The organism is Gellertiella hungarica (assembly GCF_014197145.1).
Lineage (GTDB): Bacteria > Pseudomonadota > Alphaproteobacteria > Rhizobiales > Rhizobiaceae > Gellertiella > Gellertiella hungarica.
The window spans coordinates 458404-474499 of record NZ_JACIEZ010000003.1 but is presented as its reverse complement, the minus strand read 5'-3'; the positions used below and the strand labels follow the sequence as shown (position 1 = coordinate 474499).

At 63.8% G+C, this 16096-nt stretch carries 13 protein-coding genes and 1 pseudogene; 12 read left to right on the top strand and 2 right to left on the bottom strand.

The window, feature by feature from the left end; translation table 11 throughout:
• Positions 1-296: 296 nt before the first annotated feature.
• Positions 297-1073, top strand: a pseudogene (gene exoR, locus GGR23_RS10840) (exopolysaccharide production regulator ExoR); the annotation flags it as partial.
• A 201-nt stretch (positions 1074-1274) separates the two neighbouring features.
• Here exoR and xth read toward each other — a convergent pair.
• Both xth and erpA read right to left on the bottom strand, forming a co-directional pair.
• Positions 1275-2057, bottom strand: coding sequence for an exodeoxyribonuclease III (gene xth, locus GGR23_RS10835; protein ID WP_183366391.1), 783 nt, complete (start codon positions 2055-2057; stop codon positions 1275-1277).
• Positions 2058-2170: 113 nt separating this feature from the next.
• Positions 2171-2506, bottom strand: a complete 336-nt coding sequence (gene erpA, locus GGR23_RS10830; RefSeq protein WP_183366278.1) for an iron-sulfur cluster insertion protein ErpA — start codon at positions 2504-2506, stop codon at positions 2171-2173.
• Positions 2507-2712: 206 nt separating this feature from the next.
• Here erpA and GGR23_RS10825 point away from each other — a divergent pair, with 206 nt between their 5' ends.
• The 11 genes from GGR23_RS10825 to serS all read left to right on the top strand — a co-directional run bounded on the left by GGR23_RS10825 (position 2713) and on the right by serS (position 16074).
• Positions 2713-3930: a deoxyguanosinetriphosphate triphosphohydrolase gene (locus tag GGR23_RS10825; protein WP_183366277.1), complete on the top strand. Its 1218-nt coding sequence runs from the start codon at positions 2713-2715 to the stop codon at positions 3928-3930.
• Between the two features lie 64 nt (positions 3931-3994).
• Entirely contained in the window at positions 3995-5755 is a 1761-nt protein-coding gene (argS, locus tag GGR23_RS10820) for an arginine--tRNA ligase (protein ID WP_183366276.1), read from the top strand.
• 60 nt (positions 5756-5815) lie between these two features.
• Complete coding sequence (locus GGR23_RS10815) at positions 5816-8935, top strand: SPOR domain-containing protein (RefSeq protein ID WP_183366275.1); 3120 nt, start codon at positions 5816-5818, stop codon at positions 8933-8935.
• Between the two features lie 129 nt (positions 8936-9064).
• Positions 9065-10078 (top strand): beta-N-acetylhexosaminidase, encoded by a 1014-nt coding sequence (gene nagZ, locus GGR23_RS10810; protein ID WP_183366274.1) that lies wholly within the window; start codon positions 9065-9067, stop codon positions 10076-10078.
• A gap of 12 nt (positions 10079-10090) precedes the next feature.
• Positions 10091-10951: a segregation and condensation protein A gene (locus GGR23_RS10805; RefSeq protein WP_183366273.1), complete on the top strand. Its 861-nt coding sequence runs from the start codon at positions 10091-10093 to the stop codon at positions 10949-10951.
• A complete protein-coding gene (gene scpB / locus GGR23_RS10800; RefSeq protein WP_246365210.1) occupies positions 10935-11657 on the top strand; it encodes an SMC-Scp complex subunit ScpB in 723 nt (240 codons plus the stop codon). Before GGR23_RS10805 ends, scpB begins: the two co-directional genes overlap by 17 nt.
• Positions 11658-11730: 73 nt before the next feature.
• A complete protein-coding gene (locus GGR23_RS10795) occupies positions 11731-12861 on the top strand; it encodes an ABC transporter ATP-binding protein (RefSeq protein ID WP_183366272.1) in 1131 nt (376 codons plus the stop codon).
• 13 nt (positions 12862-12874) lie between these two features.
• On the top strand, positions 12875-13069 hold the full coding sequence (locus GGR23_RS10790) for a twin-arginine translocase TatA/TatE family subunit (RefSeq protein WP_183366271.1): 195 nt from the start codon (positions 12875-12877) through the stop codon (positions 13067-13069).
• Between the two features lie 135 nt (positions 13070-13204).
• Entirely contained in the window at positions 13205-13867 is a 663-nt protein-coding gene (gene tatB / locus GGR23_RS10785) for a Sec-independent protein translocase protein TatB (RefSeq protein WP_183366270.1), read from the top strand.
• Positions 13864-14679, top strand: coding sequence for a twin-arginine translocase subunit TatC (gene tatC / locus GGR23_RS10780; RefSeq protein ID WP_183366269.1), 816 nt, complete (start codon positions 13864-13866; stop codon positions 14677-14679). The genes tatB and tatC overlap by 4 nt, the downstream gene beginning before the upstream one ends.
• 111 nt (positions 14680-14790) lie before the next feature.
• A complete protein-coding gene (gene serS, locus GGR23_RS10775) occupies positions 14791-16074 on the top strand; it encodes a serine--tRNA ligase (protein ID WP_183366268.1) in 1284 nt (427 codons plus the stop codon).
• Positions 16075-16096 lie beyond the last annotated feature (22 nt).

Genomic DNA, 16096 nt, shown 5'->3' with positions numbered 1-16096 from the left:
CACTTCATGACGCACGGGCAGGGGCCCGCCGCGTCTTCAGGATAAGAATGAGCGAACGGGTCTTGGGTTTATTGGCGTTGGGACGGGCAGGCGGCAGTGCTGTCGTGCCTGAAATTCCCCGGTCTTGCCACCGGTGGGATGGTCTCTCCATCGTCAGGCACCGTGGGGAGCGGGACAGCCTCGATAAGCCGCCTCTTAATCGCCATCAACAGAGATTAGAAACAAGGTCTGACGGTTCTGCCGGCCAGAGCGCTCGTCTTGCGGCTCGGCGGCAGTGTCCAGGGAAACCGGGTAAAATGGTGAATGTTGAGTACCTCTCTGTGAAGGCGATGATGCTCGGCCTCGGCCTAGCATTCTCCTGCTGCGGCGCTGCGCAGGCCTTCGACATCAATGCCGGTGTGACGAAGGAATCCGGTCCCTTCGACCTCTTCAAGTTCGGGTTCAAGGCCTACAAGAGCGGTCAGAAACAGGATGCGGTCGAAGCCTACCGATATGCCGCCGAGAAGGGCCATACGGGCTCCCGCTGGGCGCTAGCAAACATGTATGCCTATGGCGACGGTGTTGCCCAGAGCGATTTCGAAGCCTTCAAGATCTATAACGAGATTGCCGGGCAGGGTATCGAGCCAGGCTCGGAAGATACCGGCTTCTTCGTCAATGCGCTGATGGCGCTGGCGGAATATTACCGCCACGGCATCGCCAACAGCCCCATCAAGGTGGATCTCGGCCAGGCGCGGCAGCTCTATTTCCAGGCGGCCTCGACCTTCGGCGTGCCGGAGGCCCAGTACCAGCTCGCCCGCATGATGCTGAAGGGTGAAGGTGGGTCGCGCAACGTGGAGCAGGCCAAGAAATGGCTGAACCGTGCGCGCAAGAACGGCCATGCAGGTGCCATGGGCATCTTTGGCAGCCTGCTCTTCCAGGAAGGCCAGACGGCCCGCGGGCTCGGCTACATGACCGCTGCCCTCGATCACTGTTCGCCCAAGGACCGGCCGTGGATCCAGGACCTCCAGGAACAGGCCTTCTCCATGGCCAGCGAGGACGACCGGCGCTCCGCGATCCAGATGGCGCAGCAGATAGCATCTGCAATGGGCGGTGCTTCCCTCAGTTCCGAATCTGCGGTTGCCGTGCCTGCGGAACCGGTCGCGGGCCGGGACGGCTCGGGACTTTCCATGGGCTCCGAAGTATCCAGCGGTGACATCGGTGCCAGCGATGTTCCGTCTCCGCCGGAAGCCGGCACGCTCGAAGGCCCGGTTCAGTAAGAAAGGCCGGCGCGCCTCTCAGAAATCGAAGCTGCCGATGACGGGTACATGGTCCGAAGGCTTTTCCCAGGCCCGGACATGCTTGTCCACCGCAACGGACAGAAGCCGGTCCGCTGCCTCCGGCGAAAGCAGGAGGTGATCGATGCGAATGCCGTTGTTCTTCTGCCAGGCGCCCGCCTGATAATCCCAGAACGTGTAGATTTTTGCTGCCGCCGTGGTGGCGCGCAGCGCGTCCGTCAGGCCGAGGTTCTCCTGTTCACGAAACGCGGAGCGCGTCTGAGGCAGGAAGAGCGCGTCATTCGCCCATACAGCCGGGTCATGGCAGTCGATCGGTTCCGGGATGACGTTGTAGTCGCCAGCGAGAATGAGCGGCTCCTCAAGCTGCAGGCGCCCTGTTGCAAAGGTCCGCAACCGGTCCATCCAGCGGAGCTTGTAAGGATATTTCTCCGTATCGATGGGATTGCCGTTTGGCAGGTAGAGGGAGCAGACGCGGATCGCGCGCGGGCCGATCGTGAAGACGCCCTCGATGAAGCGGGCCTGTTCATCGGTTTCATCGCCCGGCAAACCGCGATTGATCTCGTCGGGGCGCATCCTGGAAAGCAGGGCAACGCCGTTGAAACCCTTCTGTCCGTGGGTCTCCACGTGATAGCCGAGCGCCTCGATCTCGCCGCGGGGGAAGGCCTCGTCGACAGACTTGATCTCCTGAAGGCAGGCAATGTCCGGGCTCGCGTCCTTCAGCCACTGGCAGAGGTTTTCGATGCGCGCCTTCACGCCGTTGATGTTCCAGGTCGCGATCCTGATCATGCCCGTGCCTTTCGTCGGTCGACTGCCTTGCCGGCGATAATGAGAGGCCAGTGTTAGCCTCTCCCGCGCATGCGCGCCACCGCCAAACGGCGTTATCCCGGAAAGTCCGTTCAGATGGAGAAGCTGGTGCCGCAGCCGCAGCTTGCCACCGCATTGGGATTGCGGATCTGGAAGGACTGGCCAAGCAGGTTGTCGACGAAGTCGATCTCGGACCCCGCCATGTAGACCAGCGAGAGCTGGTCGATCAGCACCTTGGCTTGATCGCGGGCAATGACGACGTCGTCATCGGTCGATGCGCCGTCAACGAGGTCGAACTTGTAGGAAAAACCGGAGCACCCTCCGCCTTCGACGGATACCCGCATGGCGTTCTTGCCGGGTTCGGAAGCAAGGATCTCGGCGATTCGCTTGGCTGCGCTTTCGGAAAGGCTGACTGTCTGTTCGCTCATTCTCTGTCTCCTGCCGGGTTCAAGGTCCGGAGAGTCGGTCTGTTCGTTCGCGTCATGTCGGCACAAGCTTTTGATATTACTTGTATTCGACATGCTGTGCGGCTGCTGCGCCTGGACGTGTCGTCGTGGAACGCTTTGCCGTCACGGATACTATAGGTATGAATGCGGCGAAGCGGCGTCAATGCGGACGTCGAAAAGGAATGCGAATGACGATCGATACGCGAGCACTGGGTTTCGGCAGCGGGGAGCGCGCCATCTATGCCACCGACCCATGGACCACGCGCGGGCGCTTCTATCCGGAAGCCCCCAGCCTGACGCGCTCAGAGTTCCAGCGGGACCGCGACCGCATCGTCCACACCACGGCCTTCCGCAGGCTGAAGCACAAGACGCAGGTCTTCATCGGTCCCGACAGCGACCACTACCGGACGCGCCTGACCCACACGATAGAGGTGGCCCAGATCGCCCGTGCGCTCGCCCGCGCACTCCGTCTGGATGAGGATCTCGCCGAGGGGGTGGCGCTGGTGCACGATTTCGGCCACACGCCCTTCGGTCATACCGGAGAGGATGCCCTGCACGAGGTTCTGCTGCCGTTCGGTGGGTTCGATCACAACGCCCAGTCGCTGCGCATCGTCACGAAGCTCGAGCGCCGTTATGCAGAGTTCGACGGTCTCAACCTCACCTGGGAATCGCTCGAAGGACTCGTGAAGCACAACGGTCCGCTGATGACCCGGGACGGGCAGGGAACGCGTGGCCCCGTTCCCCAGCCGATCCTCGATTATTGCGAGCTGCACGATCTGGAACTCGCTAGCTTCGCGAGCCTCGAAGCCCAGGTTGCCGCCATTGCCGATGATATCGCCTACAACACGCATGACATCGACGATGGCCTTCGCTCCGGCTATCTCACCTTCGACATGCTGGAAGAAATTCCCTTCCTTGCTGGCCTGATGGCGGAGGTGAGGGCGCGCTATCCTCATCTCGAGCCATCCCGCTTCACCCATGAGATCATGCGGCGCCAGATCACCCGGATGGTGGAGGATGTCATTGCCGTTACCCAGCAGCGGCTTCAGGCGCTGAAACCGCAGTCGGCACAGGATATCCGCAACGCGAGCCAGGTAACCGCAACCTTCTCTGCGGAAATGGCCGAGACCGACCGGCAGATCAAGGGCATGCTGTTCAAGAACATCTATCGACATCCCGACATCATGCGGGTTCGCGCGGGTGCGGCCCAGATCGTCACCGATCTCTTCAAGGCCTACATGAACGACCCGGCGCTGATGGAAAGCCACTACTGGGTGGATCACATCGCCGGCCTCAACGACGGCGCCAAGGCCCGCCATGTCGGTGATTTTCTGGCCGGTATGACGGACACCTATGCCATCCGCGCCCACCAGCGCCTGTTTGACCGTACACCCGAATTGCGCTAGGCAGCGCCCTTGACATGGCCGTTTGCGCCTGCAGCGGCCCCTTTCCCTTGCCTGGATGGTAGCGATGAACCTCTTCACCGATTTCGAAGACAGAATTAAGAACGCTTTGGAAAGCCTTGAAATCGTCAAGGAAAAGCGATCCGAGCTGGATTTCGGACGCGTGAATGCCGAGCCGCCCCGCGACAGCGCCCACGGTGATGTGGCCACCAATGCCGCCATGGTTCTCAGCAAGCCGCTGGGTACCAATCCCCGTGCGCTTGCCGAGCTCATCTGCGAAAAACTGCGCCAGGACCCCGATATCAGCGACGTGTCGGTCGCCGGTCCCGGGTTCATCAACGTGCGCCTCTCGAAAGCCTACTGGCAGCGGCTGATCGCGCGGATGATCGAGCTCGGGACGGATTTCGGTCGTTCCGACGTCGGTGGCGGGCGCAAGGTGAATGTCGAATACGTATCGGCCAATCCGACCGGCCCCATGCATGTGGGGCATTGCCGCGGCGCCGTGGTGGGCGATGCGCTCGCCAATCTCCTCGGATTTGCGGGCTATGAGGTCACCAAGGAATACTACATCAACGATGCCGGCTCGCAGATCGACGTTCTCGCGCGCTCGGTGTTCCTGCGTTACCGCGAGGCACTCGGCGAGAGCATCGGGGACATCCCGGCCGGTCTCTATCCGGGCGATTATCTCGTGCCCGTGGGCGAGGCGCTGAAGGCGGAATTCGGCACCCGGCTCCGTGCCATGCCGGAAGACCAGTGGCTGCCGATCGTCAAGGATCGCGCCATCGACGCAATGATGGGCATGATCCGCGAGGATCTTGCCGCCCTCAACGTGACACACGAGGTGTTCTACTCCGAGCGGAGCCTGCACGCCGATGGCGCAACCGCCATCCGCACCGCCATCAATGACCTCACCTTCAAGGGCCATGTCTACAAGGGCACGCTGCCGCCGCCGAAGGGGCAGCTGCCGGAGGACTGGGAAGACCGCGAGCAGGTGCTGTTCCGCTCCACGGAAGTGGGCGACGACATCGACCGGCCGCTGATCAAGTCGGACGGGAGCTACACCTATTTCGCGGCCGACGTCGCCTACTTCAAGGACAAGTTCGATCGCGGCTTCGACGAGATGATCTATGTGCTCGGCGCCGACCACGGTGGCTACGTCAAGCGGCTTGAGGCCGTGGCGCGTGCGGTCTCCGGCGGCAAGGCGAAGCTGACGGTGCTGCTGTGCCAGCTGGTGAAGCTGTACCGCAACGGCGAACCCGTGAAGATGTCGAAGCGCTCCGGCGATTTCGTCACGCTGCGCGACGTGGTGGAGGAAGTCGGTCGGGACCCGGTCCGCTTCATGATGCTCTACCGGAAGAATTCCGAGCCGCTCGATTTCGATTTTGCCAAGGTGACGGAGCAGTCGAAGGATAACCCGGTCTTCTACGTGCAGTACGCCCACGCCCGCTGCATGTCCGTCTTCCGGCAGGCGAGGGAGGCCTTCACCGACCTCGACACTGATTCGAAAATCCTTGCGGATGCAGTGGCCGGACGGCTGGAGGACCCCAGCGAAATGCAGCTGGCGGCGAAGCTTGCGGAATATCCGCGTGTGATCGAGCAGTCGGCACAGGCCCAGGAGCCGCATCGGCTGGCATTTTATCTGTATGACCTGGCCAGTGCCTTCCATGCGCACTGGAATAAAGGTAAGGATCAGCCTGAGTTACGCTTTGTTAACGATAAAAACCGAGAATTGAGCCTTGCCAGACTTGGGCTGGTGTACGCTGTCGCTTCGGTGCTGAAGTCTGGTCTCCTGATCGTTGGAGCGGAAGCCAAGGAAGAAATGCGGTAGCGCCACCAATTACCCACAATGCACTGGCAATGAACCGTTGACAGTTGTGAGTGGAACGTAATGGCAGAAAAACAGTTCGCCCTCGGCGCTTCGCGTAGCGCAGGCTTCCAGGAGGACGATGATCCCTTGGCGGAGCTTGCCCGGATCGTCGGTTTCCAGGATCGGCCGGACGTCCGCTCCCCGTCTCGGGATGAAGACCGTCGCGAACCTGTCGTCGCAGAATTCCCGGGGCCCGCCGCTCAGGCGAGCCCTGCAGCACCTGCCGGTGCCAATCCCGTGGCCGACCTCGAGGATGAATTGCTTCGTGCTTTCGAGACCTACGATAGCCCGCGTGCGGAAGCTGCGGCTGCGGAGGTCTCCGGCGAAGTGAGGGCGGAGACTGTCAGGGTCGAGCCCGTCCCGGCATCCGCTCCCGTTTCCGATATCGATGAGGATCAGGATCCCTTCGCGGCACTGGCCGCCGTGGTTGCGCGTTCCGAAAGCGTGATGGCGCCGGCGGCCCGGCCTGCGCCCGTTTCTCCGCCCGCATCCGGCATCAGCCCGGCCGCCCGGCCCGCTTCCGAGCGCATCGAGCCGGCCGCTCCTGCCGTCGAGGCTGCCGCGCCCGAAGGTCCGGATTTCTCGGTCGAGCTTCTCGAGGCCGAACTCATTCAGTCGCTTGACGAGGCAGAGCTGGATTGGGCTGCCGAAGCACCCATGTCTGCCGCCTCCATGGTTCGGGCCCCAGTTGCCGCGCCTGCACCCGCTGAGGCTCCGCGCCCTGCAGAGGCCGTCGGCGCTGCTGCACGTACCGGTTTCCGCATGCCTCTCGCCAATTTCCACGTGGCGCAGCGCCAGGAGCCGCCAAGGACAGAGCCCGTTGCCGCTGCACCCGCAGCCATCGAGCCCGCCGCCGCGCCCGTGTCGCATGAGCCCGAGATCAACTGGGAACTTCCCGGCGTCGGTTCGGAAGATGTTGTGGCGCTCGAGCCTCCGGTCGCAGCGGCTCCGCAACCGCCCCGCAAGGCGGATGCGTCGATGGACGATCTGCTGGACGGCGTTTCCCGCTATGAGCTTCCCGTGGCCCGCACGGCGTCTGCGTCCCGGCAGGAGCCGGCTTTCGACGCGGCCATCGCGGCCCTGTCCACGGTGGCCACTCCGTTCGAGCGTGCGCCTGCGGTCGATGTCTCCGCGCAGCCTGCCCGCCAGGAAATGGCCCATCCCGCGTTCCCGGAAGTGAAGGCCGCTCCTGCGTCTTCGGCCGATGCGGATGAGCCGGACTTCGACGACCTCTTCGGCGCCGGTGATTTCGAGCTCGATATCGAGGAGTTCGAGCAGCAGCTGACGGAGCTGAATTTTGACGAGCCCGCTGTCGCCCAGGCTCCGAAGGCGGCAGCGATTGCCGAACCGAAGCGTCCCTTTGCCGACTTCGTGCCTGAAACCGCTGCCCAGCCTGTGCGGATGGAAGCGCCGGCCGCTCCCCGTGAACCGGTCTTCGAGATGCCGGTCTTCCGGCAGCCGGAGCCTGATCACGAAATGCGCAGCCCCTCCGTCGAGGCCGCCGCTCCGCAGATGCCGCGCGTTCCCGTCGAGGAAACCTACCAGCCGGCAACGCCTTCCTATGCAGCCGAGGCGGTTCCGGCCGACAACGGCGTCTTCGATCCCGCCCTCCTTTCGGAGGCGGAGGATCCTGTCGAGGCCGTCGCCGAAATCGATGTTCCCGAGCTGAAGATGCCCGAGCCCGAGGAGCCCGCCGTCGTCGTTCCGGATTACGATCTGGATATCGATGCAGAGATGGCGAACCTCTTCGGAAACCTGCCGCCCGTAGCAGCTCAGCCGGCCCAGCCCGCTCGGCCCGCGGAGCCTGCAGGCTACGCCTTTGCGCCCGCATCCCAGCCGCCGCGCCAGAAGGCCCCGGCGCCGGTGGACACCTTCGACGAGTTCGAAAAGGCACTCGAAGAAGATTTCCGCTCGATGCTCACCCAGCCCCTGGGGCAGGCCGACGAGCCGCATCTTCATCCGCAGGTGCTTTCGGTACAGGCGCCTCGCCGCAACAATCTGCGTTCCATTCTGCTTGCCGCCTGTGCGACGGGTGTTGTGGCGCTGGTCGGCTTCGGCGGCTACATGGTGCTCACCGGCAAGGGCGGCGTGATCGCCTCCGGCGAGCCGAAGATCATCCTGGCCGACAAGGGTCCGGTGAAGGTCGTCCCCGAAAACAAGGGCGGCGTGACCGTGCCCAACCAGGACAAGGCAGTTTATGATCGCGTCGCTGGAAACGAGGCGGATGTGGTCAAGCAGGGGGCTCTCGTGACCTCCGAAGAGGAACCGGTCGATGTGGTGCAGAAGACCCTGATGCCCGAGAGCGGCGATGACATGCCTGCCGGCCTGCCGGCAGCAACGCCCACGCCCGTCGAGGACACGCAGGACGCACGGCTTCTGCCGACGGCGCAGGCCCAGGGCAACAGCGACGCGGTCGCGAATGCGCCCGGCGGCGTGCAGGTCCGCAAGGTCCGCACGATGATCGTGAAGCCCGATGGCACGCTGGTGCCGCGGGAGGAAGAGCCTGCCGTTGCAGAACAGGCAGCGCAGCCCGCAACGGCTGCCGCCGCAACACAGGCGCCTGCCCAGGAAACGACCGCTGCCCTTCCGTCCGATCGGCTGACGCCCGCCGGGGAGGCGGCCGCTCCGTCGAACGCCGAGACACCCGCTTCGGCAGATGCGCTCGCGACGGTGGCGAACACGCCGGTTGCCAGCGAAGTGCCCGTCAATCCGGTGAAGACCAGCAAGCTCGCGAGCCCGACGCCCGTTCCGGCGGCCCGCCCGGCGGATCAGCCGGTGAACGTGACCAGCACAGTGACGGAAAACGGCAAGGTGAAGCCGGGTCAGCCCGAAGAAGCGCAGCCGCAGCAGGAGACTGCGTCCATCGATCAGGCCGCCGCCGCTCCCCAGCCGCCGGCCGGCAGCTACGGTGTCCAGATTGCATCGCTGCCGAGCGAGGCCGATGCAAAGGCATCCATCCCGAAGATGGCGGCAAAGTTCGGCAATGTTCTCGGTGGCCGGCCGATCGGCATCCGCCAGGCCAACATTCCGAACAAGGGCACCTATTACCGCCTGCGCGTGGATGTCGGCTCCAAGGAAGACGCCATTGCCCTCTGCACCAAGCTGAAGGCTGCGGGCGGCAGCTGCCTCGTCTCGAAGTGATTTCCGTCACTGCAACAGGAACAGGAATGCGGCGGGTCGATCCCGCCGCTTTCGCGTTTATGGGAAGGAAAACTGTGAAATGCGCCTTGACCTTATCGCCATTGGCGAAACCGGCCGTATGATTCGACCATGAGCGAATCAAAAGCACTGATCCTGGGCTGTTCCGGCCTGACCCTCACCGCGGACGAGAAAGCCTTCTACCGCGACCATCGCCCCTGGGGCTTCATCTTGTTCGGCCGCAACATCGGCGATGCCGGCCAGATCTCGGACCTGATCGCTTCCATGCGCGACTGCGTGGGTTGGGAAGCACCGGTGCTGATCGACCAGGAAGGCGGACGCGTCCAGCGCATCAAGCCGCCGATCCTGCAGGCCTATCCCTCTGCGCAGGTGCTGGGCGACATCTACCGTCAGGACCGGGAGAGGGGCTTGCGCGCCGCCTGGCTGATGTCCCGCCTGCACGCCTTCGACCTGCGGAAGCTTGGCTTCACCATGGATTGCCTCCCGGTTCTCGACGTGCCGGTGGAAGGCGCCAGCAACGTGATCGGCAACCGTGCCTATGGCTTCGACCCGGTTACTGTAACTGAAATGGGCCGGGCCGCGGCAGAGGGCCTGAAGGCGGGCGGCATGCTGCCCTGCATGAAGCACATGCCGGGACACGGGCGCGGCATGGCGGATTCCCATCATGAATTGCCGGTGGTCAATGCTTCCCGGGCGGAACTCGAGGCACACGACTTCGCGCCTTTCCGGGCACTGAAGGACGAAGCCTGCGGCATGAGCTGCCATGTGGTTTTCTCCGCCTATGACGCGGAAAATCCGGCGACCACCTCCCGCACCGTCATCGAGGAGGTGATCCGCGGACATATCGGGTTCGACGGTCTGCTGATCTCGGACGACAGCTCCATGAATGCGCTCAAGGGCAATCTCGCGGAGCGCGCCCGCGCCATTGCGGCAAGCGGCATCGACATCGTCCTGCACTGCAACGGACTTATGGAAGAAATGAAGGCCGTGGTTGCGGAGGCAAGGCCGCTTGCGGGCAAGTCTGCCGAACGTGCGGCGAACGCGCTGGCTTCGCTGAAGGCGCCGGACGGCTCTTCCGAGGAGATGTTGCGCGCCGAATTCAATGCAATGTTGCCGGTCGCCTGACGGGGAAAAGCCATGGTGGTCTCGAAGGGCAGGACGGATGCGGCAACGGCCAGCGCTCCGCTGGAGCGCTTCTGGACGGATGCCGAAGACGACCGCGCGACGGGAGACCCGGCGCTGATCATCGATGTGGCGGGGTTCGAGGGGCCGCTCGACCTGCTGCTCCATCTGGCCCGGAGCCAGAAGGTCGATCTGGCACGGATTTCCGTTCTGGCACTGGCCGAGCAATATCTCGAATTCGTCGAGAGCGCCCGCAAGGTGCGCATCGAACTGGCGGCGGACTATCTCGTCATGGCCGCCTGGCTCGCCTTCCTGAAGTCCCGGCTGCTCATCCCGCAACAGGCAAAGGACGATGGACCGAGCGGCGAGGAGATGGCGGCAACGCTCGCCTTCCGTCTGAAACGGCTCGAGGCCATGCGTCATGCCGCCGAACGCCTCATCAATCGCGACAGGCTGGGCCGCGATGTCTTTGCCCGGGGAGCGCCCGAGCACATTCCCGAAGTGCGTCGGTCCTCCTACGATGCCTCGCTCTACGACCTGCTGACGGCCTATGCGGCGCTGCGCCAGCGGCAGGCCATCACGCAGGTGACCATCGAGAAGCGGCGGGTCTGGTCGCTCGCCGATGCGCGCGGCATTCTGAACCGGCTTGTGGGCGAGATGGCGGACTGGACGGCACTCGATACCTATCTGCTGAAGTATCTCGTGCAGCCGGCAGACCGGGTGACGGCGATTGCCAGTGCCTTCGCCGCCTCGCTGGAAATGGTCCGGGAGGGGAGCCTGGAAATCCGGCAAGAGGGCGCCTTCCAGCCGATCTACATGCGCCGAGGCCAGCGCTCGGGCGTGCTTCCGGAGGAGGGAGATGGCGATGTCGGCTGACGACAGCTCTTCCGCCGAAGGTCCGGTTCGTCCGGAAACGCCCCGCATTCATCCTGCCCTGGCGGAGGCCAGGCGCATCGCCGAGGCGCTGGTCTTCGCCTCCGCCCAGCCCGTTTCGGAAGCCTACCTCCAGGACCGTCTTCCGCGCGACCTCGACGTGCGCGTCGTGATGGGGTCGCTGAAGGCGGATTATGCGGGACGGGGCGTCAACCTGGTTCAGGTGGGCGACAACTGGGCCTTTCGCACAGCGGGCGATCTGTCCTTCTACATCCGCACGGATCAGGAAGAGCCGAGGAAGCTGTCGCGCGCAGCGCTGGAAGTGCTCGCCATCATCGCCTATCACCAGCCGGTGACCCGGGCGGAGATCGAGGAGATCCGCGGGGTCGCGACCTCGCGCGGAACGCTGGACGTGCTTCTCGAGGCGGGCTGGATACGGTTCCGGGGCCGTCGCCGCACGCCCGGTCGGCCCGTGACCCTTGGCACCACAACGGATTTTCTGGATCATTTCGGACTGGAGGAGCTCAAGGATCTGCCCGGCCTCGAAGAGCTGCGCGGGGCAGGGCTGCTCTCCAGCCGCATACCGGCCAATTTCCAGGTGCCGCTGCCGCTGATGCAGGAAGAACTCACCGAAGACGAGGATCCCATCACTCAACTGGATCTGGAAGAGCTGGGGCTCTTGACACCGGGTGGAGAACCGGACCAATAAATTCAGGTTTTTTGATTTGCCGCTTTCATCATGCCGCTGGCGTGTCGCGGCCTGTATGAGTGAGCAAGCGGGAATGGTTCCTGACGGACAGATGGCGCAAGGCACCCAGTCGAAGAGGACTGCGGGTGTCACATTCGCCGCACGCCTGTCCTTCGAGGACATCAGGCACAGCTATCACGGCAAGGAGACCATCAAGGGCGTGTCGCTGACGGCAGAGCCGGGCGAGGTGCTTTGTCTTCTCGGGCCATCGGGTTCGGGAAAGACCACCCTGCTTCGCATTGCCGCAGGCATCGAGGCACAGAGCCACGGACGTCTCGTGCTGAACGGTCAGGAGGTGGCGGGACCAAACCAGTTCCTTCCTCCGGAGAAGCGCGGCATCGGCCTGATGTTCCAGGATTTCGCGCTGTTCCCGCACATGACCATTCTCGACAATGTCCGCTTCGGCCTGACGGCGCTTCCGGCCCGCGAGGCGGTACAGGAGGCCATGGCGGCGCTCGAGCGCGTCGGTCTGTCACGATATGCCGAGAGCTACCCGCACGTGCTGTCCGGCGGCGAACAGCAGCGCGTGGCGCTGGCCCGTGCTCTGGCCCCGCGACCCGGCGTTCTCCTGATGGACGAGCCATTTTCAGGCCTTGATTCCCGTCTAAAGGATACGATCAGGGCCGATACGCTGGCCATCCTGCGGGAAACCCGCGCAACCGCCATCGTCGTGACGCATGATGCCGAGGAGGCGATGCGGATGGGGGACCGGATTGCCCTGCTGAAGGATGGACGACTGGTTCAGGCCGGAACGGCGGATGATCTCTACCGTCGCCCGAGGGATCTCTTCACGGCTGCCTTCTTCTCGGAGATCAACGAGTTCGAAGGCGCGGTGAAGCGAGGCGTGGTCGAGACCCCGCTTGGTCCCGCCGAGGCCGGCCATCTGCCTGAAGGGGCGGCCGTCTCCGTCGCGGTCCGGCTTTCCGGCGTTTCGGTGCGCGAGGAGGGCGGTGCCATTCCGGCCCGCATTCTGGCAAGGCGCTTTCTGGGTGTCGTCGAGCTGCTCAGTCTGGCAGTTCCGGGCAGCGAGCAGCCGGTGCGCGCACGCATCCGCGCGGACCTCCTGCCGCAGGGCATCCGGGACGTGACAGTGGATGTAAATCCGCAGGCCATTTTGGTGTTTGAAAAAGACACCCAAACATCATACATGAAATCTACGTCATAAGAGGGAGTGCATCATGGGTTCTTTCAGCATTTGGCATTGGTTGATCGTGCTGGCGATCGTGTTGCTCATGTTCGGCCGCGGCAAGATCCCGGAACTCATGGGCGACGTTGCGAAGGGCATCAAGAGCTTCAAGAAGGGCATGGCGGACGACGACGCTCCGGCAGAGCCGTCGAAGACCGTCGAGCACAAGGCCGACGAGGTCAAGTAAGGCGCCGGATCCGGGCGGCGGGCTCCTTTCCCATGGCCGGGGCGGGAAGGGTCGGCATATTCATACTCCGGTCAGGCAATGCGCGCCCTTCTGGCGCGCGGCCTAAAGCATCAAGGGCCTCAGGAGCCTCATTCCATGCTTGATGTCGGCTGGTCCGAACTGCTCGTTATCGCGGTTGTTCTGATTGTGGTGGTGGGTCCGAAGGACCTCCCGCCCATGCTTCGCGCATTCGGGCGCATGTCCCGCAAGTTCTCGTCCATGGCAGGCGAGTTCCGCAAGCAGTTCGATGACGCCCTCAACGAGGCAGACATGGGCGATCTGCGTCAGACGATCACCGATGTTCAGCGTCTGCATCCCGTCAACACCATACGGGAAGCCATGACTCCTCTGCGCCAGGCCGCCGAGGACATCCGCTCCGATATCAAGAAGACGGTCGAGGCCAATCCCGCCTCGGCTGCCGCGCCTTCTGCCGATGCCTCCGCCGTAACCATACCGGCTCCACCGGTCGCGCTCGATGCAGCACCGCCTGCCGTCGTGCCGGAACCGGGCAAGACCGTCGTCCCCGGCGAGGCGGCGCCTGTGGTTTCGACTGCAGCGCTTGCCGCATCCCTGCCGGTGGCTCCAGTCGCAGAGGTGGTTACGCCGAAGCCCCGCGCCAAGCGTAGCGCGAAGGCCGAAGTTTCCGCCGATGCGCCGAAGCCGGCCTCCCGCAAGAAGGCGGCCCCGGCGGCAGAGGTTGCGATGCCCGCCGAGAAGCCCCGCAAGAAGACCACCGCCACGAAGAAGGACAAGGCATGATCGGCGACTACGAGGACAAGCCCCAGCCGCTGCTTGAGCATCTGATCGAGCTCCGCCGTCGCCTGATCTGGTCGCTCGGCGCGTTTTTCCTTGCCTTCCTGGTGAGCTTCTACTTTGCCAAGCACATCTTCAATTATCTGGTCTATCCCTACAAATGGGCAGTCCAGTGGGCCGGGCTCGACATCGCGAAATCCGAGCTGATCTACACCGCGCCGCAGGAATTCTTCTTCACGCAGGTGAAGGTTGCGATGTTCTCGGCGATGGTCATTGCCTTTCCGGTGATTGCCTCGCAGATCTACAAGTTCGTGGCTCCGGGCCTCTACAAGAACGAACGCGCGGCCTTCCTGCCCTTTCTGATAGCGTCGCCCCTGCTGTTCCTGCTCGGCGGGGCACTGGTCTATTTCTTCTTCACGCCGATGGTGATGTGGTTCTTCCTCGCCATGCAGCAGGCGCCGGAGCAGGGCCAGGTCGCGATCTCGCTGATGCCGAAGGTCTCGGAATATCTCAGCCTCATCATGACGCTGGTCTTTTCCTTCGGGTTGGTCTTCCAGCTGCCGGTCGTCACATCGCTGCTGGCGCGCGTCGGCATCGTGACGGCACAGGGGCTTGCCGAGAAGCGGAAGTATGCGGTCGTCATCGCCTTCGTTGTCGCCGCAGTCCTCACCCCGCCGGATCCGATGTCCCAGATCGGTCTTGCACTGCCTGCGATCCTTCTCTACGAAATCTCCATCTATACCGCCCGACTCATCGAGCGGAACAGGAGCAGGGAAGCCCTCGCCAAGGCGGCCGCCGAGGCGGAAGAGACCCCCTGAAGCCGCGTTCGGCGTGGCTTTTCCCACCTGTCCTGCACAGTGCGAGGCGGTCTCCCATGCTGGCGCCGCCTTTGCCGTGTCCGGCCCACAGTCGAACTATCTGGAACGACCATGCTTGATATCAAATGGATTCGCGAAAACGCTGCCGAACTGGATGCCGCGCTGGCAAAGCGGGGTGCCGAGCCGCAGGCGGCGGAGCTGATTGCGCTTGACGAGAAGCGCCGCGCCGCCGTGCAGGGTCTCCAGGACATGCAGTCCCGCCGCAATGCCGCCTCGAAGGAAATCGGGTTGGCAATGGCGCAGAAGGACGCCGCGCGGGCCGAAGCCCTGAAGGCGGAGGTCGCGGAGTTCAAGACCTCCATGCCGGCCATGGAAGAGGAAGAGCGGCAGCTGACGGCAGCGCTCAACGATGCTCTTTCGCGCATCCCCAACGTGCCGCTGGACGATGTGCCTGTCGGCAAGGACGAGCACGACAACGTCGTTGCCCGTACCCACGGCGAGAAGCCCGGCTTCGCCTACAAGCCACTCGAGCACTTCGAGATCGGCGAGGGGCTCGGTTACATGAACTTCGAGGGGGCGGCAAAGCTCTCCGGGGCCCGCTTCACCGTCCTGATGGGGCCGCTCGCGCGGCTCGAGCGCGCGCTCGGCCAGTTCATGGTCGATGTTCACACCACCGAGCACGGCTATACCGAGGTCAATCCGCCTCTGATGGTGCGCGACGATGCGATGTACGGGACCGGCCAGCTGCCGAAATTCTCGGAGGACCTCTTCCAGACCACCGACGGACGCTGGCTCATTCCGACGGCCGAGGTGCCGCTGACCAACCTGGTTTCGGGCGATATCCTGGATCAGGACAAGCTGCCGCTCCGCTTCACCGCGCTCACGCCCTGCTTCCGTTCGGAAGCCGGCTCTGCGGGCCGCGATACGCGTGGCATGCTTCGTCAGCACCAGTTCATGAAGTGCGAGCTCGTGTCGATCACCGATGCGGACACCGCGATTGCGGAGCATGAGCGCATGACGGCGGCCGCGGAAGAAGTTCTCAAGCGCCTCGGCCTGCATTTCCGCACCATGACCCTTTGCACCGGCGACATGGGCTTCGGCGCGCGCAAGACCTACGATATCGAGGTGTGGCTTCCGGGGCAGGATGCTTACCGCGAGATTTCCTCCTGCTCGGTTTGCGGAGACTTCCAGGGCCGCCGCATGAATGCGCGCTACCGCGGGAAGGACGACAAGGCAACGCGCTTCGTCCATACCCTCAACGGCTCCGGCGTGGCCGTCGGCCGGGCGCTGATCGCCGTGCTGGAAAACTACCAGAACCCCGATGGCTCCGTGACTGTTCCCGATGTTCTGGTGCCCTACATGGGCGGCATGAAGGTGATCACCAAAGCCGTCTGATGGCGGCGTGTCGAGGACTGGC